15 protein-coding genes are annotated in these 17,370 nt (G+C 62.5%); 7 read left to right on the top strand and 8 right to left on the bottom strand.

What is annotated here, in order from left to right:
- Positions 1 to 139: 139 nt before the first annotated feature.
- The 5 genes from CHC01_RS32810 to CHC01_RS30285 all read left to right on the top strand — a co-directional run bounded on the left by CHC01_RS32810 (position 140) and on the right by CHC01_RS30285 (position 4,642).
- Positions 140 to 280: a hypothetical protein gene (locus tag CHC01_RS32810; RefSeq protein WP_158596770.1), complete on the top strand. Its 141-nt coding sequence runs from the start codon at positions 140 to 142 to the stop codon at positions 278 to 280.
- 5 nt (positions 281 to 285) lie between these two features.
- The gene (locus CHC01_RS30300; RefSeq protein ID WP_089268054.1) at positions 286 to 522 is read left to right on the top strand and encodes a DUF6719 family protein; all 237 of its coding nucleotides are present in this window, start codon (positions 286 to 288) and stop codon (positions 520 to 522) included.
- A 349-nt stretch (positions 523 to 871) separates the two neighbouring features.
- Positions 872 to 1,870 carry a phosphotransferase gene (locus tag CHC01_RS30295; RefSeq protein WP_210421726.1) on the top strand — a complete coding sequence of 333 codons (999 nt, stop codon included), beginning with the start codon at positions 872 to 874 and terminating at the stop codon, positions 1,868 to 1,870.
- Between the two features lie 41 nt (positions 1,871 to 1,911).
- Positions 1,912 to 3,255 (top strand): aspartate aminotransferase family protein, encoded by a 1,344-nt coding sequence (locus CHC01_RS30290; RefSeq protein WP_502695692.1) that lies wholly within the window; start codon positions 1,912 to 1,914, stop codon positions 3,253 to 3,255.
- Between the two features lies 1 nt (position 3,256).
- Positions 3,257 to 4,642: a M20 family metallopeptidase gene (locus CHC01_RS30285; RefSeq protein ID WP_089268052.1), complete on the top strand. Its 1,386-nt coding sequence runs from the start codon at positions 3,257 to 3,259 to the stop codon at positions 4,640 to 4,642.
- 189 nt (positions 4,643 to 4,831) lie between these two features.
- Here the strand turns inward: CHC01_RS30285 and CHC01_RS30280 are convergent, their stop codons facing one another.
- On the bottom strand, positions 4,832 to 5,689 hold the full coding sequence (locus CHC01_RS30280) for a VOC family protein (RefSeq protein WP_089268051.1): 858 nt from the start codon (positions 5,687 to 5,689) through the stop codon (positions 4,832 to 4,834).
- A 124-nt stretch (positions 5,690 to 5,813) separates the two neighbouring features.
- On the opposite strand from CHC01_RS30280, the gene CHC01_RS30275 reads away from it, so the two are divergent.
- Positions 5,814 to 7,118, top strand: coding sequence for an NAD(P)/FAD-dependent oxidoreductase (locus CHC01_RS30275; RefSeq protein WP_089268100.1), 1,305 nt, complete (start codon positions 5,814 to 5,816; stop codon positions 7,116 to 7,118).
- 135 nt (positions 7,119 to 7,253) lie between these two features.
- Here CHC01_RS30275 and CHC01_RS30270 read toward each other — a convergent pair whose 3' ends face one another.
- From CHC01_RS30270 to CHC01_RS30245, 6 genes are all read right to left on the bottom strand, one after another.
- The gene (locus tag CHC01_RS30270; RefSeq protein WP_089268050.1) at positions 7,254 to 8,888 is read right to left on the bottom strand and encodes an ABC transporter ATP-binding protein; all 1,635 of its coding nucleotides are present in this window, start codon (positions 8,886 to 8,888) and stop codon (positions 7,254 to 7,256) included.
- Positions 8,885 to 9,715, bottom strand: coding sequence for an ABC transporter permease (locus CHC01_RS30265; protein WP_068738869.1), 831 nt, complete (start codon positions 9,713 to 9,715; stop codon positions 8,885 to 8,887). The genes CHC01_RS30270 and CHC01_RS30265 overlap by 4 nt, the downstream gene beginning before the upstream one ends.
- Positions 9,716 to 9,719: 4 nt before the next feature.
- The gene (locus CHC01_RS30260; protein WP_089268049.1) at positions 9,720 to 10,697 is read right to left on the bottom strand and encodes an ABC transporter permease; all 978 of its coding nucleotides are present in this window, start codon (positions 10,695 to 10,697) and stop codon (positions 9,720 to 9,722) included.
- Positions 10,698 to 10,721: 24 nt separating this feature from the next.
- Positions 10,722 to 12,335: an ABC transporter substrate-binding protein gene (locus CHC01_RS30255; RefSeq protein ID WP_089268099.1), complete on the bottom strand. Its 1,614-nt coding sequence runs from the start codon at positions 12,333 to 12,335 to the stop codon at positions 10,722 to 10,724.
- Positions 12,336 to 12,561: 226 nt separating this feature from the next.
- Positions 12,562 to 14,679 carry a catalase gene (gene katE, locus CHC01_RS30250; RefSeq protein ID WP_089268048.1) on the bottom strand — a complete coding sequence of 706 codons (2,118 nt, stop codon included), beginning with the start codon at positions 14,677 to 14,679 and terminating at the stop codon, positions 12,562 to 12,564.
- Between the two features lie 80 nt (positions 14,680 to 14,759).
- Positions 14,760 to 15,302 (bottom strand): DUF4142 domain-containing protein, encoded by a 543-nt coding sequence (locus CHC01_RS30245; protein WP_089268047.1) that lies wholly within the window; start codon positions 15,300 to 15,302, stop codon positions 14,760 to 14,762.
- 212 nt (positions 15,303 to 15,514) lie between these two features.
- On the opposite strand from CHC01_RS30245, the gene CHC01_RS30240 reads away from it, so the two are divergent.
- The gene (locus tag CHC01_RS30240; RefSeq protein ID WP_089268046.1) at positions 15,515 to 16,444 is read left to right on the top strand and encodes an N-carbamoyl-D-amino-acid hydrolase; all 930 of its coding nucleotides are present in this window, start codon (positions 15,515 to 15,517) and stop codon (positions 16,442 to 16,444) included.
- Between the two features lie 249 nt (positions 16,445 to 16,693).
- Here the strand turns inward: CHC01_RS30240 and CHC01_RS30235 are convergent, their stop codons facing one another.
- Positions 16,694 to 17,353: an aspartate/glutamate racemase family protein gene (locus CHC01_RS30235; protein ID WP_170849729.1), complete on the bottom strand. Its 660-nt coding sequence runs from the start codon at positions 17,351 to 17,353 to the stop codon at positions 16,694 to 16,696.
- Positions 17,354 to 17,370 lie beyond the last annotated feature (17 nt).

The raw sequence follows: 17,370 nt of genomic DNA, 5'->3' as shown, positions 1-17,370 counted from the left end.
CGATCATTGTCGGCTGTTACCCTGACTCACTGTCGCCTCATTTGACCGCAAGTCTTTGCTCGTCGGCAAAGTGCTTGCGCCGGCATTTGGGGACTGCTCATTGACTGACTCTCGTTTCAAGGCGCAAGTGGCGTCTCGCATGCCTATGCTCCGATTCAAGGAGTCGAAGCTCAGGCAGAAGGTCGGTTCCGCCGTCGAGGCGGTTTCGATTGCATGCGCCCATGTTCTTGCTATCGCGGCCCTGGTGATCATCGGCGGTCTTGTCATCTATGTGAGATAATCGTCGTGCGTACTATTCTACTTGGACTGTTCCTGACGGCCGTCGCCCAGCCGTGTTTCGCGCAAAAATTTCTCTCCTTCGAACCTTTGATGATGGATCCGTATGCGACCGTGTTCGTCGACAACGGTTCGTGTTCGGCGGGCAAGGTGCTGAAGGTGCAAGGTGCGCCGAACAACCAGCGTCGCAAGAAGAGCTGTGTGCCGATCAGCGATGTGCGGCCTGGCGCCGCCAAGGGCAAATAGCCAAGGCCACCGCAACGGCGCTTACGCCGTCGCCTGCTGTATCGTCGGTCGGCCCACGCCATAGGCGTTGACGGCGCCCGGCGCATCGATGCCGCGCATATGCGATGGATGTGGCTTCCGTGGCATCCATGCCCAAATGGGCAGCAAAGGCAGAAAATACGGGCTTAATTCGTCGAAAATGCCCGCATCCGCGCGGACGCCCTGACAAGCGGGAACAGCATTGCTATGGTCGCGCGTACCGGCCGCGACGTGCCGGGTTCCGAATCGAGATGGATCAGTTCAGGTGACATTTGAGCCTTCCGCGCGTCCGGGTGCAATGCAGGGCGGACTCGCGGCATCGTATATAAATATGACGGATGATGAGGCCGTCGATCTCGCCCGCGAGCGTTTTGGCATCGAAGGCCGTCCCACGCGCTTTGCCACCGAGAAGGACGACACCTTCCGAATCGCGCCGGCAAGCGGGCCGCGCTTTATCCTGAAGGTTGCGAACCCCATCGAGGACATTCCCGAGATTGATCTGCAGGTGCAGGTGCTCGATCACGTCGCGGCGCGTGCGCCCGATCTGCCGGTGCCGCGCGTCATTCCCAACGACAAGGGCGAGCGGCATTTCAATTATCTGGATCGTGCCGGCCAGCGCCGGCAGGTGCGGATGATGTCCTATCTCGAAGGCCAGCCTCTCAGCGAGGTGCCGTCCACGGCGTCGGGTCGGGCCGAGATCGGCAAATTGCTGGCGCGGCTCCGCCTCGCGCTGGCCGATTTCAGCCATCCGTCGGATTCAAGGGTTGTCGCATGGGACGTCAAGAACCTGCTGACGCTGCGCGATCTGCTGGCGGAAATCACCGATGCCGCACAGCGCCGCAAGGTCGAGGCTGCACTGGAGCGCTTTGCCGCCATCGAAACCCGGCTCAAGCAGTGCCGCATGCAGGTGCTGCATAATGATTTTACCCGCTCCAATGTCGTCGTCGATGCGTCGCTGCCGGGTTTTGTCAGCGGCATCATCGATTTCGGCGACACGGTCCGCACCGCGATTGCCATCGACGCCTCGACGGCGATGCTCAACCAGTTGCCGGTCGTCATGGACGGCGATGTCTTTGCCGATGGCCGCGATTTGCTCAAAGGCTATCTTTCTATCGCTGACCTCACCGCGGAAGAACTCAGCCTCATTCCGCATCTGATCTTCTCGCGTCTGGCGACGCGCCTGCTGCTGTCCACGGCCATGGCCAACCGGGTGCCGTCCGTCGCCGCCTATGTCCTGCGCAACAACGAGCAGACCTGGGTGCAGATGGACTGGTTCATCGCCCGCTCGATGGACGAGATCTCCGATCAGTTGATGGACTTCGCCAGATAATCTTTGCCACATCCGACCCTGCTTCCAGAGGAAACAACAACATGACCGCAGTCACCAGCGCCCCGCGCGGCAAGATGGTCAACGGCTTCGACCCCGCCACGGCAACCGGCCTCACTGAGGAGAGCCGCGAGCTCGTGAAGCGCCGCAGCGATCTGCTCGGTCCAGCCTACCGGCTGTTCTACAGCAACCCCGTCGAGGTCGCGCGCGCCAAGGGCGTGCTGCTCTATGATTCAGAGGGCAATGAATATCTCGACGCCTATAATAACGTGGTGTCGGTCGGCCACTGCCATCCGCGCGTGGTCGATGCGATCACCCAGCAGGCACAGACCATCTGCACCCACACGCGCTACATCCAGAAGGGCATTCTCGATTACGCCGAAGACCTGCTCGGCACGTTCGAGGGGCCGAAGCGCCATGCGATGTTCACCTGTACCGGATCGGAAGCCAACGATCTCGCCGTCCGCATGGCCAAGCATCACACCGGCAACCAGGGCATCATCATCACCGAGGAGGCCTATCACGGCAATTCGGAACTGACCGCGGGCTTCTCGCCATCGCTCGGGCCGTATTCGCCGCTCGGCACCTTCGTGCGCCGCGTCCCCGCGCCGGATTCCTATCGCATCGCGCCGGAGAAGATTGGTGCATGGATGGCGGAGAAAGTGTCCGAGCAGATCGTCGACCTGCAGCGCCGCGGTGCCGGCGTTGCCGCCTTTATTGCGGATTCGATGTTCTCGTCCGATGGCATCTTCTCGCATCCAACGGACGTGCTGAAGCCGGTGATCGATGTCGTGCACAAGGCTGGCGGCGTGTTCATCGCCGATGAAGTGCAGTCCGGTTTCGGCCGCAGCGGCGAGAAACTGTGGGGCTATCAGCGCCACGGCATCACGCCTGATATCATCACCATGGGCAAGCCGATGGGCAACGGCTATCCGGTTGCTGCCGCCGTCATGCTGCCGGAGATCGTCGAGAAATTCGGCCGCGATAACCGCTATTTCAACACGTTCGGTGGCAATACCGTGGCGATGGCGGCCGCACAGGCCGTGCTGAACGTCATTCGCGACGAGAAGCTGGTCGAGAATTCGCTCCGCGTCGGCAAGATCCTGCGCGACGGCTTCCATGCGCTGGCGAAGAAATATGAGCAGATCGGCGACGTCCGTGGCTCCGGCCTCTATGTCGGCGTCGAACTCGTGAAGGATCGCAGCACCAAAGAGCCGGATGCCGCTGCGGCATCTGCCGTGGTCAATGGTCTGCGCGCACGTCGCGTGCTGATCTCGGCGACGGGCCCTCATGCCAATGTGCTGAAGGTTCGTCCGCCGCTGGTCTTCACCGAGGCAAATGCCGATCGCCTGCTGACCGAGGCCGAAGCCGTGATGGCGTCGCTCTGAGATGACACGAATTGATGCCATCGCGCGGGTCAACGCGCAGTTCACGTCAGGTGATTTCCTCGCCACGCTCGACCGCATGGTGGGCTACAAGACCGAGAGCCAGAGCGACAAGCGCGCCGACGATCTGCGCGCCTATCTCGAACAGGAACTGACGCCGGCCTTCACGGCACTCGGCTTTACGACTGACATCATCCCGTCGCCGTCGGGGCGCGGACCCCATCTGCTCGCGACCTATCATGAGAGCGACGACCTGCCGACCGTGCTGATGTATGGCCATGGCGATGTGGTCCCCGGCATGGAAGGCGAGTGGCGCGACGGGCTCGATCCGTGGCGCTGCACCACCGTCGGCGAGCGCGTCTATGGCCGCGGCACCGCCGACAATAAAGGCCAGCACGCCATCAACATCGCCGCACTTCGCGTCGTGCATGAAGCGCGCGGCGGCAAGCTCGGCTTCAATGCCAAGTTCATTATCGAGATGGGTGAGGAGATCGGCTCCCCCGATCTGCCGAAGGTCTGCGAAGCCCATCGCGATGCATTGAAGGCCGATCTGTTTCTGGCTTCCGATGGCCCGCGTCTCTCGGCCGAGCGTCCGACGATCTTCCTCGGCTGCCGTGGCGGCCGCCGCATCCATCTCGATATCGAATTGCGCGACGGCGCGCATCACTCCGGCAACTGGGGCGGGCTGCTCGCTAATCCCGCGACGATCCTCGCTTCGGCGATAGCGACGCTGGTCGACAAAAACGGCCGTATCCTGCTGGACGCATTGAAACCGCCGCGCATTTCCAATCAGGTCCGTGCGGCTCTGGCTGACGTGATCGTCGCGCCGTCGGCCGATGAACCGGCTCTGTCGGAGAATTGGGGCGAAGACGGATTGTCGCCGGCGGAACGGCTCTATGCCTGGAATACGCTGGAAGTGCTGGCGATCAATGCGGGCAATATCAACAATCCCGCCAATGCCATTCCCGGCAAGGCCGGCGCGGTGCTGCAGCTTCGCTTCGTCGTCGGCACCGACATCGAGAATGTCGTACCGGCAATCGAGAAACACCTTGCCGCAAACGGTTTTGCCGACATCAAGGTGAGCCAGTCGCAATATTTTTCGGCCTCACGCACCGATATCGACAATCCCTGGGTTGGCTGGGCCGTCGAATCCGTTCGCAAGACCACGGGTAGCGCGCCGGCGCTGCTGCCGAATTTCGGTGGCTCGCTGCCGAATGACGTGTTCACGGATATTCTGGGCCTCCCCACCGTGTGGGTGCCGCATTCCTATCCCGGCTGCTCGCAGCATGCGCCCGATGAACACATTCTCCTGCCGGTGACGGAGGAGGCGCTGAACATCATGGCGGGGTTGTTCTGGGATTTGGGTGAAGTGAAGAGCCGGGCGCCGTAGGTCCCTCGCCCCGCCCGGCGAAGCGAAGCTTCGCTAGGCGGGGAGAGGGTGGATCGAATGACCGAAGGTCATTCGAGACGGGTGAGGGGGAGCCAGCGAGTGAAACACTGGCTCCCCCTCACCCGACTTCCACTTGCTCGCGCAAGTGAAAGTCGACCTCTCCCCGCAAGCGGGGCGAGGTAAGCAAGATCAATCCTTCACAAACGCCAGCAACACGCCATTGCCCTTGCTCGGCGGCACGACCACGCCGACATCGCTGCGGCTGCCGGCTGAACCGACGGCCTTTTCGGCCGCTGCAATATCAGCCACGCCGAACACCAGTGAAATGCCGCCGCGCTCCGGAATGCCGGCCAACGATGTGCCTGGGAAGTGCTTCGCCAATACATCCTTGGTGACGAACACGAAGTCGGCGCGGTCGCCGCCCGACGGCACAATGACAGCGCCATCGGCTTCGCTGCGCGCAGCGCCGTCGATCAGCTTCGCCATGTGCTGCGCGTCCTTCTCCGGCTCCGGCGTGACGATGAACACCTTCTTCAGGCGCTTCGCCGTATTGGCATGCACCCGCAGTTCGGGAATCCAGACGGTCTCGCGGGTCTTGTGCTGGCAGGCGAAGATGCGGAGGCCGCCGGGGGCTTCCTCATAGGGCCACTGATAGGTGGCGAATTTCGCCGCGCTCAGACTACCGTCCGGCATCGTTACCGGGCGTTCGAAATCGGTTGGGCCGATCGGCGTGTAGCCGCGCGCGCGGATTTCCTCGGCGCCGACGGCGGCGTCGGTGGTGGTGAAGGCGATGCGCTCGATGCCGTCGCCGCGCTTGGCGAGAAACGCCCGCGTCGGCGCATTGTGCTCGGTCTCGTTGAGCACGCCCAAGAGCTCCACATAGTCCGGGCCGAGCATCATGGTGTAATTGCCGGAGCCCATCTTGGCGCTGTGGGTGCCACGCGGCGACACCGTAAAGCCCAGGCTCTTCCAGTTCGCAGCAGCAGCGTCGAGGTCCTTGACGACGACCACGGCGTGGTCGATTCCAACGATGTTTTTCAGCGTCACGTGCTCATTACCTTGCAATGGATCAGGGCCGTAAACTATGCAGAATGCAGGGGTGCCGCAAGAGAACGGTTATGTTCGGTTTGCGCGGCGCAATGCATGATTGATGCTGCAGAAAGGCGTGACGATGGATACCGCAACTGTGCCCTGGCCGAAGTCGCTCTGGGCCGGCGTCACGCCTCCGGGTCCGGACTTGCCCGAGCTGAAAGGCGCTGTTGATGCCGATGTGGTCGTCATCGGCGGCGGCTTCACGGGGCTCTCGACGGCGCTGCATCTGCGAGAAGCCGGTGTCGATGTCGCCGTGGTCGAGGCGATGGAGCCCGGCTGGGGTGCGTCGGGGCGCAATAACGGCCAGGTCATCCCGACGCTGTCGCGGCCCGATCCCGAAGACATCATCAAGCGCTACGGCGCCGCCGGCGAGCGCCTCGTCGGGCTGATCCGCGACAGCGCCTCGATCCTGTTCGACCTCACGCGCCGTTATCAGATCCAGGCCGAGGCCGAACAGAATGGCTGGATTCAGCCGGTGCATTCGCCGGGCCGCATCAAGATCGCCGAGCGCCGCGTGCGGCAGTGGTCAAAGCATGGCGCGCCGGTCGAACTGCTGTCATCAGAGCTGATGCGCACGCTGCTCGGCTCTGATGCATGGTTCGGCGGTTTCTGGAACAAGACCGGCGGCCATATCAATCCGCTGGCGCTGGCGCGCGGCCTTGCGCGCGTGGTGCTGGAGCAGGGCGGCCGTATCTATGCGCGCTCGCCGGTGGAGAGCTATGAGCGCAAGGGTGATCGCTGGATCGTCAAGACGAAGAACGGCGAGGTTCGCGCACGCAGCCTGATCGTCGCCACCAATGCCTATACCGGTGAATTCTCCAAGCAGCTCTCTCCGGGCATCGCGAGTGAGGTGATGCCGGTGCTGTCCTGGCAGATGGCGACGCAGCCGCTGTCGGACGAGGCGCGCAAGACCATCATCCCCGGTCGGCAGTCGATGTCCGACACGCATGGTGAGCTCTATTTCGCGCGCTACGACGCGCGCAATCGCCTCGTCACCGGCGGCAATGTGGTCGGGCTCGGCGACAAGACGGAGCGGCTGAAAGTTATGGTCGCGGAACGTCTGAAGCGGCTGTGGCCACAGATCGGCGATGTCCAGTTCGACTATGTCTGGAACGGCTATGTCGGCATGACCACGGACTTCCTGCCGCGCATGCACAAGCTCGGGCCGAATGCCTATGGCTGGACCGGCTGCAACGGCCGCGGCGTGGCGCTGTCGGTGGCGCTCGGCGATGAATTCTCGAAGGTGGTGCGCGGTGTGCCGGAGAGCGAACTGGCGCTGCCATTCTCCGAGCCAGTCCCGATCGCAGCCCACGGCCTGATGCGCCTGCTCGCGCCGTTCATGCTGCTGGTGTACCGGCGAAGGGACGCGAAGGAGATGGCTTAGCGTACGCCACACACTCAGCCCTCATTCTGAGGAGCCGCGCAGCGGCGTCTCGAAGGATGGGCGCGAGCTCGGAACCTAGCCATCTCATGGTTCGAGACGCGCGCAAGTGCGCGCTCCTCACCATGAGGGATGGAGCTACACCACCACCGGCTTCCTGCTGCGCGCAAAATCGCCGCCGGGGATCGAAGCCAGCAGCGCCTGCGTATAGGCATGCTGCGGATTGCCGAACACTTCGCCGGCCAGTCCGTGCTCGACGACTTCGCCGTCTTTCATCACAGCGACGAGATCACAGATCTGCGCGGCAACGCGCAGATCGTGCGTGATGAAGACGATGGAGAGCCCAAGCCGCTCGCGCAGTTCGTGCAACATCTTCAGTACCTGCGCCTGCACGGAGACGTCGAGCGCCGAGACAGCCTCGTCGGCCACCAGCACGTCGGGCTTCAGCGCGAGCGCGCGCGCAAGGCCGATGCGCTGGCGTTGGCCGCCGGAGAATTCATGCGGGAAGCGATCGATGGCCGAGGGATCGAGGCCGACCAGCCGAAACAGCTCCTTCGCCTGTGCAACTGCCTGCGCACGCGGCGTACCGTGCACGATCGGGCCCTGCGCGACGAGGTCGCCGGCCTTGCGGCGCGGGTTCAGCGAGGCGAACGGGTCCTGAAACACCATTTGGATGTGTCTGGTCTCGCGGCGCACCTCGTCGCGCGTGAGCTTCGCCCAGTCCTTGCCTTCCAGCACGATCGATCCCCCATCGGGATCGATCAGCCTGATGATGCAGCGGGCCAGCGTCGATTTGCCCGAACCTGACTCGCCGACAATGCCGAGCGTCGCACCACGTGGCAGTTTCAGGGAGACGGACTTCACCGCATGGGTCACACGCACGCCGCGTCCGAGAAAGCCGCCATTGCGATAGGTCTTCGAGACGTTGTCGAGCGTCAGGATGATGTCGTCGGACAGTGCGCGCGGCGGCGGCGCCGTCAATGGTGGCACCGCGGCGATCAGCTGCTGCGTATAGGGATGCTGCGGATTGGTCAGCACATCCTTCACGGCACCTTGTTCAACCACGTTGCCATGCTGCATTACCACCACGCGGTCGGCGATTTCGGCGACCACGCCGAAATCGTGGGTGATGAACAGCACCGCCGTATTCCTGCGGGTCTGCAATTCCTTGATCAGCTTGAGGATCTGCGCCTGCGTGGTGACGTCGAGCGCGGTGGTTGGCTCATCGGCAATCAACAGCCGCGGATCAAGCGCGAGCGCCATGGCGATCATCGCGCGCTGGCGCTGGCCGCCGGAGAGTTCGTGCGGATAGGCACGCGCGGCCTGTACGGGATCGGGAATGTGCACGTCCTGCAGCAGCCCCAGCACGCGTGCCTTGATCTCGGTCTTGGAGAGTTCGGTATGGATCTCGAACATCTCGCCGATCTGGTCGCCGATGGTGCGCAGCGGATTGAGCGCCGTCATCGGCTCCTGGAAGATCATTGCGATGCCGGCGCCGCGCACCTTGCGCATCTCGGTATTCGACGCGCTGGTGAGGTCCTTGCCCTCGAACAGCACGCGGCCGCCATCGATGGCAACTTCGCCGGGCAGCAGCCGCATGATGGCATTGGCCATGACAGACTTGCCGGAGCCGGACTCGCCAACCACGCAGACGATCTCGTTGGCGGCGATCGCCATGGAGACGCCGCCAAGCGCGTGCGAGCGGTCGGCGCCTTTCGGCAGCTTCACGCTCAGGCCGTCGATGGTGAGGATCGGATTGTCCACGGCGCTCATCGGCTTTTCAGTCTCGGATTGAGCGCGTCATTGAGGCCCTGGCCGACCAGCGACACCGCGAGCACCGTGAGCAGGATGGCGATGCCGGGGATCGCAGAGACATACCACTGCACGCGCAGCACGTCGCGGCCGAGGCCGATGAGGTTGCCCCATGACGCCACATTGGGATCGGACAGACGCAGGAAGGCCAGTGCGCTTTCCAGCAGGATCGACAGCGCCATCACCACGCTGGCATAGACGATGACCGGCGGTAGCGCATTGGGCAGGATCTCGCCCAGAATGAGCTGAATGTCTTTCATGCCCAGCGTGCGTCCGGCCTGCACAAATTCACGGCTGCGCAGCGACATGAATTCGGCGCGCGTCAGCCGCGCCGGCGCGGGCCATGACACGATGCCCACGGCGATGGTGACGGTGGTGATGGTCGAGCCGAACACGGCGACCAGCACCAGCAGCAGCACGAAATTCGGTAGGGTCTGGAACGCCTCGGTGATGCGCATCAAGACCGTATCGACCCAGCCGCCATAATAGCCGGCAAAAGCGCCGATCAGCACGCCGATGACGACGGCGATGACAGTCGCCACACCGCCGATCAGCAGCGAGATGCGCGCGCCGTAGAAAATCTGCGCCGCGATATCGCGGCCGGAATTATCGGTGCCCAATAGGAAGCGCGGATTGGAGAACGGCCAGATCAGCGGCCGGCCGGCCAGCGCCAGCGGATCGCGCGGATAGATCCAGCTCGCGGTGATCGCCATCACGATGACCACCAGCAGGAGCAGCAGGCCGACGACGGCGGCCGGGCTGCGGAAATAGCGTTTGACCGCGTCCATCATCTCATGCCTCCGCCTGGATGCGCGGATCGAGCCGCGCATAAAGAAGGTCGACGAGGAAATTGACGAGGATCACGAGCAGCGCCGAGACGAAGACGATGCCGAGCAGCGTGTTGAGATCGCGCTGCACGACGGACTCGTAAGCGAGACGTCCAAGGCCCGGCAGGGAGAACACGCTTTCGACCACGACCGAGCCGCCGAGCATGGTGCCGGCCTGCAGGCCGATCAGCGTTACCATCGGCAGCAGGGCGTTGCGTAGCACGTGTTTCACCACCACGCGGGTCTCGTCGAGACCCTTGGCGCGCGCGGTGCGGACGAAATCGAGATTGAGCACTTCCAGCATCGAGGCGCGCATGATGCGCAGATAGATGGCGAGGAAGATCAGGCCCAGCGTGAGTGTCGGCAGGATCAGATGCAGCGCGATATCGATGGTGCGGCCAAATCCGGTCTGTGCGGCACCGATATCCTCGAAGCCGCCAGCGGGCAGCCATTGCAGATAGATCGAGAACACCACGATGGCCATCAGGCCGAACCAGAACGACGGGGTCGCGTAGAAGACGAGGCCGAGGGTGGAGATTAGCGTGTCCGGCCACTTGTTGACGCCGCGCGCGGCGACGACGCCAAGCAGCAGGCCGAAGAAAAACGCAAAGGACAGCGACGCGGTCATCAGCAGGATCGTCGGCGGCAGCCGTTCGAGGATCACGGTGGCGACCGGCTTGCCATAGATCGAGGAGAAGCCGAGATCGAGGCGGATCAGTCGCCACAGATAGTTGCCGAGCTGCATCGGGATCGAAAGGTCGAGCCCGTAGAACTTGCGCAGCTCGCGGGCGGTTGCGGCGTCGCCGCCGCCCATCTGCGCCATCATGGCATCGACCGTGTCTCCCGGTGCGAATTGCAGCAGCAGGAACACGCCGATCAGGATCAGAAACAAAGTGGGGATCGAGGCGGCGAGACGCCGCCCCGCAAGGCTCAGGATGCGCATCTGGCTATTGTGGCGAAGTTTGGCTCAGGCGGAAAGCCAAAGATCGTGCCAGCTCGACGATCCCCAGCGCGGCGTGTTGGAATGGTTACGCGCCTTGGCCGTGATTACCGTGACGAAGATCTGTTCGATCGGCATCCACACCGGCAGTTCGGTGTTGGCGTCCTTGACGAAGGTCGCATAGAGCGCCTTGCGCTTGACCGGATCGATCTCGGTGGCCGCGTCGTCGATCACCTTGTCTATTGCCTCGTTCTTCCAGTCCCACTGGTTGGTCCAGGGCGCGCCCTTCGGCTGGCCGGAGCGATACCAGACCGTGGTCGAGACGGCGGGATCGTTGCGATACTGGTGCCAGCCGGTTGAGAGGTCGAAGGCGTGATCGTCATAGACCTGCTTCAGGAAGCCGCCGCCATCGTTGCGGACGATCTCGACGGGAATGCCGACTTCGCCGAGCGACTGCTGAATGAAGGTCGCCCATAGCGAGATGTCCTCGCCCCATGGCGCGGGCAGCAGACGCAGCGAGAAGCGGGTGCCGCCGGCGCCGGGCTTGAAGCCGGCCTCGTCGAGCAGCGCGATCGCCTTCTTCTTGTCATAGGCATATTGCGGCGTGTCCGGACCCGGATAGAAGTCGGTGGAGACCGAGGGGATCGGGCCGGTGCCGAGCTTGGCGAAGTCGCCGAGGAAATTCTCGATGAAGAACGGCACATTGATCGCATGCGCAATGGCGCGGCGAACGCGGATATCGGCCAGCTCCTTGCGGCGGAAATTGAACTCGATGGTGTTGGTGCGCGCGTTGCCTTCATTGCCCTTGGTGGAGACGATGAAGCGCTTGTCCTTGCTCAGCCGTGCCGTGTCGGAAATCGTGAGACCGGTGAACGGGCTGTACTGGATGTCGCCGGCTTCCATCTGGGCGGCAGCGGCAGCGCGGTCGGTGACGACCTTCCAGACGATGCGGTCGAGATAGGGCGCATTCGGGCGCCAGTAATTCTCGTTGCGCTCCGCGATGATGTATTGGCCCCGCTCGTATTTGACGAATTTGAACGGGCCGGTGCCGACAGGGGCGAGGTTGGTGGGATTCTGCCGGATGTCGCTGCTGCCGTCATAGAGGTGCTTGGCGGAGATATAGCCGAGGTCCGGCAGCGCGCGCAGCAGCAGGCCGAGCGGCATCGGGCGCTCATATTTGAAGATCGCGGTCTGCGCGTCCGGCGTTTCCACGGCGGTCAGGAACAGCTGCAGGGTCGATCCGTAATTGAGGATCTTCTTCCACATGTTCATGGCGGTGAATTGGACGTCGGCGGAGGTGAACGGCTTGCCGTCGTGCCAGGTCACGCCCTTGCGCAACTTGAAGGTGATGGTCTTGCCGTCTGGTGTGGATTCCCAGCTCTCCGCGAGCACGCCGACCGGCTGGCCATTGGCGTCGAGATCGACCAGTGCTTCCTGGATCTTGCCGCCGATGATGTAGACGCCGGTGGAGGCCTGAATGCTGGGGTTGAGCTGACGCTGTTCTGCACCGTAATGGACATTGAATACGCCGCCCTTGCGGGGCGTTTCCTGCGCGAAGGCGCGCAGCGGGTTCGCGACATTGGCCGCAATGGCGGCGGAGGTCAGCAGCGCCGTGCGGCGGGTCATTTCCAGGCGGGTCATGGTGTCGAAGTCTCCTGCGTCGTGCCTGCGCAGATGGAACCAGCGCATAGCCCGCGCAACCTAGGGCATAACCGGCGGCCAAGTCATTCCCTAATGCTGCGGCGGCTCAGAGAATTCTTGCAAGACATAGCAATGGCGCACCATAAAATCCCGCGCCATTGCTTCGACCTGAAAGCTTTGCTCAAAAGTTATGCCGGCCCGCACACAGGGCGGGCAACTGCACGCTTCAGCGCATCTTGACGCTCGGTTCGCGGCTCCAGAGCCGCAGCTTGGCCAGCTTGTCCATGAAGCCCGCCACGTCGTCGGCGCTGCCCAGCGCAACGACGCCTTCATCGAGGTCGTCCGCGATTCCCACTTTGGCGAACAACCGCTCGGCGGCCTCGGAATGTCCGATAAACTTGCAGTGGGCAAAGGCGTCGGTGACGAAGTCGCGGGCGGTTGATTCCTGCAAGAGGTCGTCGATTCCGGCTTCCGCCGGGAGCACGGCGACTGCGTCATAGAGAACGGACGGGCCACCATCGATCATCTGGTCGGCGGCGACCAAGCTGCCATCGCTGGCTTCAACCCCGTTCACCTTTGGCGCAATGATCTCGTATGTTGCGCCAGCCTCCGTCACCGCGCCTTGTAGGGCGGCAAGCAGCTTGGCATCGACCCCGTCGGTGACGAGGATGCCGAGCTTGCGGCCCTCGAAACGCTGCGGGCCATTTGAGACAATACTGAGCGCTGGCGACTCCGCCAGATCCTGCCGCGTGGGCATCGTCGCGTCAGCAGGCTTCGGCATCGTCGGAAGACCCAGCATGGTGCCGACCCTGTTGGCCAGTCCTTCATCGATGTTCAGGAGATGCGCGACCATGCGCTCGCGGATCACCGGTGTCTTCACTTTGCTCAATTCGAAAGTCAGCGCTGCGGCAATATGGTGTTGCTCGCCCCTGGTCTGGCTAATGAAGAACTGCCGTGCCTGGCTGTAGTGATCCGCAAAGCTCTCCGCGCGCAGCCGACGCTTCGCGCCTTGCTCTATGTCAGCAAATGTCTTGAAGCCTTTGGCGGTTGACTCGCGCGGGCCTACGCCGAACGAATTTGGCTGGTAGTTGACGCGACCGACCGGGTTGCGCATGGCCATGTGCCCGTCCTGCTGGAAATGTCCGAACGGACATTTCGGAGCATTGATCGGGATATGGGTGAAGTTCGGACTGCCGAGTCGCTTCAGCTGTGTATCCAGATAGGAGAAGTTGCGGCCTTGCAGCAGCGGGTCATTGGTGAAGTCGATGCCGGGCGGAACATTCTGCGTCATGAACGCGACCTGCTCGGTCTCAGCAAAGAAATTGTCCGGCATGCGGTCCAGCACCAGACGGCCGATAGCGATCGGGGGCACGAGTTCTTCGGGGATGATCTTGGTGGGGTCGAGCACGTCGAAATCGAATTTGTCAGCAAACTCGTTGTTGAACAGCTGCACCCGCAGCTCCCATTCGGGATAGTCGCCGGACTGGATAGCGCTCCACAAGTCGCGGCGATGAAAATCCGGATCGGCGCCGTTGATCTTGACGGCCTCGTTCCACAGCACCGATTGCAGACCGAGCTTCGGCTTCCAGTGGAATTTGACGAAGGTCGATTCGTCCTTGGCGTTTACGAAGCGGAACGTATGGACGCCGAACCCCTCCATGAAGCGGAAAGAGCGGGGAATCGTTCGGTCCGACATCTGCCACATGACCATGTGCATGCTTTCGGGCGTCAGCGAAATGAAATCCCAGAAGTTGTCATGCGCCGACTGCGCCTGAGGGAAGGCGCTGTCGGGCTCTTCCTTCACGGCATGGACCAGATCGGGAAACTTGATTGCATCCTGGATGAAGAACACCGGGATGTTGTTGCCGACCAGGTCCCAGTTGCCCTCTTGGGTATAGATTTTGACGGCAAAGCCGCGCACGTCGCGTGCGAGGTCGAACGACCCTTTGCTGCCCGCGACCGTCGAGAATCGAACGAAGGCGGGGGTTCGCTCGCCTGCGCGCTGAAACAGATCTGCGCGGGTATGCTTGGCCAGTGAACCGTAATTTTCGAAGAAGCCATGCGCGGCATAACCGCGTGCATGGACCACGCGTTCGGGAATCCGTTCGTGATCGAAATGGAAGATCTTTTCACGAAAGTGAAAATCCTCGAGCAATGTCGGTCCGCGCGATCCGGCCTTGAGCGAGTTTTGATCGTCGAAAACCGGGCCGCCCTGGGCCGTCGTCAGCAACGCGTCATCTGGTCCGGCGATCTGATGGAGTTCGCCGCCTTCACCGCGAACAAGTGTCTGATCGTGAATCGTTACATTGGTGGTGTTGCTCTTGGGCGTCGATGATTTAGCCATGGGATGTCTCGCAGAAGTTACCGGGAGAAGGGCCCGCGATTGCGTTCGCGGGCCTCAGGGAGTTCGGCGTTGGGCAGGCGCTACTTGCCGAGGTTCTGCGCCATTTCGAGGTGATGCTTCAGCGCCGGCAGCGTCTTTTCGGCCCAGTCCTTCAATTCGGCATTGTCGCCGCTTTTGGCGTAGCGCTCGAACAGATCAACCGCGTCCTTGTGGGCGTCGACCTGGACCGAATTGAAGTTCTTGCTGAAGTCAGCGCCGCTTTGTTCCTTCAACTTGTCGAGCTTGCTTTGATGCGCGCTGTCGAGCGCTGCCGGAAGTTCGGCCTTAACCTTGCCGCTGCTGACCATCGCCTTCAGCTCGGTGCTGGTCTTGGTGTGATCTTTCACCATCATGGCTGCAAAGGATTTCTCGGCGGCATTTCCCTTGCTTTCCGCCAGCGTGTTGGACTGGATCTCGAACATGTCGCTGATCGCGACCTGCTTGACGAAATCAGGGGTGCTCGGGCTGACACCGAGAACGGAATTGACGCCCGTCTTTTCGCCGACGGACTGTGCGTAAACGGCTGGGGCGAGGGCGGAGGACACGAGCAACAGGCTCGCGGCAATGAGGGTGCGGCGTTTCATGATTTTTCCACTGTTTGGACGAGGGCATCAGGTGTCAGCACAACCGGATCAATCGTGTTGTGTTCCGGACCAAATGAGTCATGGGGGCGAAGGCCCGGATCAGGCCTGTCTGGGCCGCCCGGTCACAGCCGGGCCGGAAGGGCCTCGTGTTGGCTCGATCATTGCTTTCGGTTCTGGTACAAACCGCACGCAACTCGAACCCGGATAATTTTATGCGTAAGCTTACCGTCGCCGCCGCCCAACTGGGCCCGATTCAGAAAGCCGAAAGCCGCGAGGCCGTGGTCAAGCGCATGCTGGCGCTGCTGGACGAAGCCAAGGGGAAGGGCGCCGATCTGATCGTCTATCCGGAGTTGGCGCTGACCACCTTCTTCCCGCGCTGGTACATGACCGACCAGAAGGAGGTCGACACCTGGTTCGAGTCGGAAATGCCGAACGCCGCGACTCAGCCGCTGTTCGATGCCGCCGCGAAGGCCAATATTGCGCTGTCCATCGGATACGCCGAATTGACGCCCGACGGCCATCACTTCAACACCCAGATCCTCACCGACAAGACCGGCAAGATCGTCGGAAAATATCGCAAGGTGCATCTGCCCGGCCATGTCGAATTCGATACCGAGCGTGCCTTCCAGCATCTGGAAAAGCGCTATTTCGAACCGGGCGATCTCGGCTTTCCCGTCTTCCGCGCTTTGGACGGCATCTTCGGCATGATGGTGTGCAACGACCGCCGCTGGCCGGAATCCTATCGCGTGATGGGCCTGCAGGGCGTCGAGATGATCGTGCTCGGCTACAACACGCCGTCGGTGAATTCGCAGAAGTCGGTCGAGGGCCCGGAGCAGCGCCTGTTCCACAATCGCCTGTCGGTGCAGGCCGGCGCCTATCAGAACTCGACCTTCGTGGTCGCCGTCGCCAAGGCCGGCGATGAAGACGGTCATCCCCTGATCGGCGGTTCGCTGATCGTCGATCCCAATGGCGTCATTCTCGCCGAAGCCAAGACCGAAGGCGATGAGCTGCTGGTTTGCACCGTCGATCTCGATGACACGAAGTTCGGCAAGGACACCATCTTCGACTTCAAGCGCCACCGGCGCATCGAGCACTATGGCCGGATCACCAGCCAGACGGGCGTGGTTCTGCCGCCGGAGTAAGACGACGCTCTTAAATCGACGAGAAGCGCTGACCTAACCTCTCCCCGCTCCCGGGCGAAGCGAAGCTTCGCTAGGCGGGGAGAGGTCGCCGCGTCTTCGCGGCGGGTGAGGGGCGGTTCACCGCAATCGCGTTAGTGTCGGATTCTCGTGTCGATCGTCGAGCAGTTCACTTGCTTAAGGCTGAGTTCGTGCCTCGCCCCTCACCCCACCCCTCTCCCCGGAGAGGGAGCTCACTGCCGGAGCTCAAACTTACTGAAACATCACCGTGCCGATGGCCATGCTCACCGCAGCCTGGGTCGGATCGATCACCGGAATGCCCAGCGCATCCTCGAGCGCGCTGCGATGACGCGACATGCCGGCGCAGCCCATCACCACGGCGTTGGCGCCGTCCTCGTCCTTCAACTGGCGGCCGACCTTGATCATGCGCGCCAGCGTGTCGTCGCCTGAAGCCGCTTCCGCCACACTCATGTTGAGCGGACGTTCGCCGGCGAAGCGATCCATCAGGCACATCTGGCGGAGATAACGCATGTGCCGGCCGATCGAGCCCTGCGCCACCGCGATGACGCCGAAGCGGTCGCCGCGCGACAGTGCCGTCAGCACGCCGGATTCGGCGATCCCGAATACCGGACGCTGCGTCGCCTCGCGGCAAACGTGCAGGCCGGGATCCGAATAGCAGGCGATGACGAAGGCATCGGCCGAATTGTCGGCGGCCACCAGCCGGCTCAGCGGTATGGTGACGCTTTCGAGATCGGCCTGCGTCTGCACGCCCAATGGTCCTTCCGCCAGCGTGACGCATTCGATCTCGGGCCCGGCCTCGAACATCACCGGTTGCAACGCCTCTGCGAGGTTGCGCGTCACCTGCGGGTTGCTGTTCGGATTGACCACCAGAATCTTCTTGCGGGGCTGCATATTCGGCTCCTTGTCAT

This window comes from Tardiphaga sp. OK246 (assembly GCF_900188215.1).
GTDB classification, from domain to species: domain Bacteria; phylum Pseudomonadota; class Alphaproteobacteria; order Rhizobiales; family Xanthobacteraceae; genus Tardiphaga; species Tardiphaga robiniae.
Note: the sequence above shows the minus strand (reverse complement) of the source record. Positions and strands in the feature narration are given on the sequence as shown.

Excerpts from the sequence above, each read along its gene's own strand:
- CHC01_RS30270 (WP_089268050.1), bottom strand. The coding sequence starts at position 8,888 with ATGAGCGCCGTGGACAATCCGATCCTCACCATCGACGGCCTGAGCGTG.
- CHC01_RS30235 (WP_170849729.1), bottom strand. The coding sequence starts at position 17,353 with ATGCAGCCCCGCAAGAAGATTCTGGTGGTCAATCCGAACAGCAACCCG.
- CHC01_RS30275 (WP_089268100.1), top strand. The coding sequence starts at position 5,814 with ATGGATACCGCAACTGTGCCCTGGCCGAAGTCGCTCTGGGCCGGCGTC.
- CHC01_RS30265 (WP_068738869.1), bottom strand. The coding sequence starts at position 9,715 with ATGGACGCGGTCAAACGCTATTTCCGCAGCCCGGCCGCCGTCGTCGGC.
- CHC01_RS30240 (WP_089268046.1), top strand. The coding sequence starts at position 15,515 with ATGCGTAAGCTTACCGTCGCCGCCGCCCAACTGGGCCCGATTCAGAAA.
- CHC01_RS30290 (WP_502695692.1), top strand. The coding sequence starts at position 1,912 with ATGACCGCAGTCACCAGCGCCCCGCGCGGCAAGATGGTCAACGGCTTC.
- CHC01_RS32810 (WP_158596770.1), top strand. The coding sequence starts at position 140 with ATGCCTATGCTCCGATTCAAGGAGTCGAAGCTCAGGCAGAAGGTCGGT.
- CHC01_RS30255 (WP_089268099.1), bottom strand. The coding sequence starts at position 12,335 with ATGACCCGCCTGGAAATGACCCGCCGCACGGCGCTGCTGACCTCCGCC.
- CHC01_RS30260 (WP_089268049.1), bottom strand. The coding sequence starts at position 10,697 with ATGCGCATCCTGAGCCTTGCGGGGCGGCGTCTCGCCGCCTCGATCCCC.
- CHC01_RS30285 (WP_089268052.1), top strand. The coding sequence starts at position 3,257 with ATGACACGAATTGATGCCATCGCGCGGGTCAACGCGCAGTTCACGTCA.
- CHC01_RS30295 (WP_210421726.1), top strand. The coding sequence starts at position 872 with ATGACGGATGATGAGGCCGTCGATCTCGCCCGCGAGCGTTTTGGCATC.
- CHC01_RS30245 (WP_089268047.1), bottom strand. The coding sequence starts at position 15,302 with ATGAAACGCCGCACCCTCATTGCCGCGAGCCTGTTGCTCGTGTCCTCC.
- katE (WP_089268048.1), bottom strand. The coding sequence starts at position 14,679 with ATGGCTAAATCATCGACGCCCAAGAGCAACACCACCAATGTAACGATT.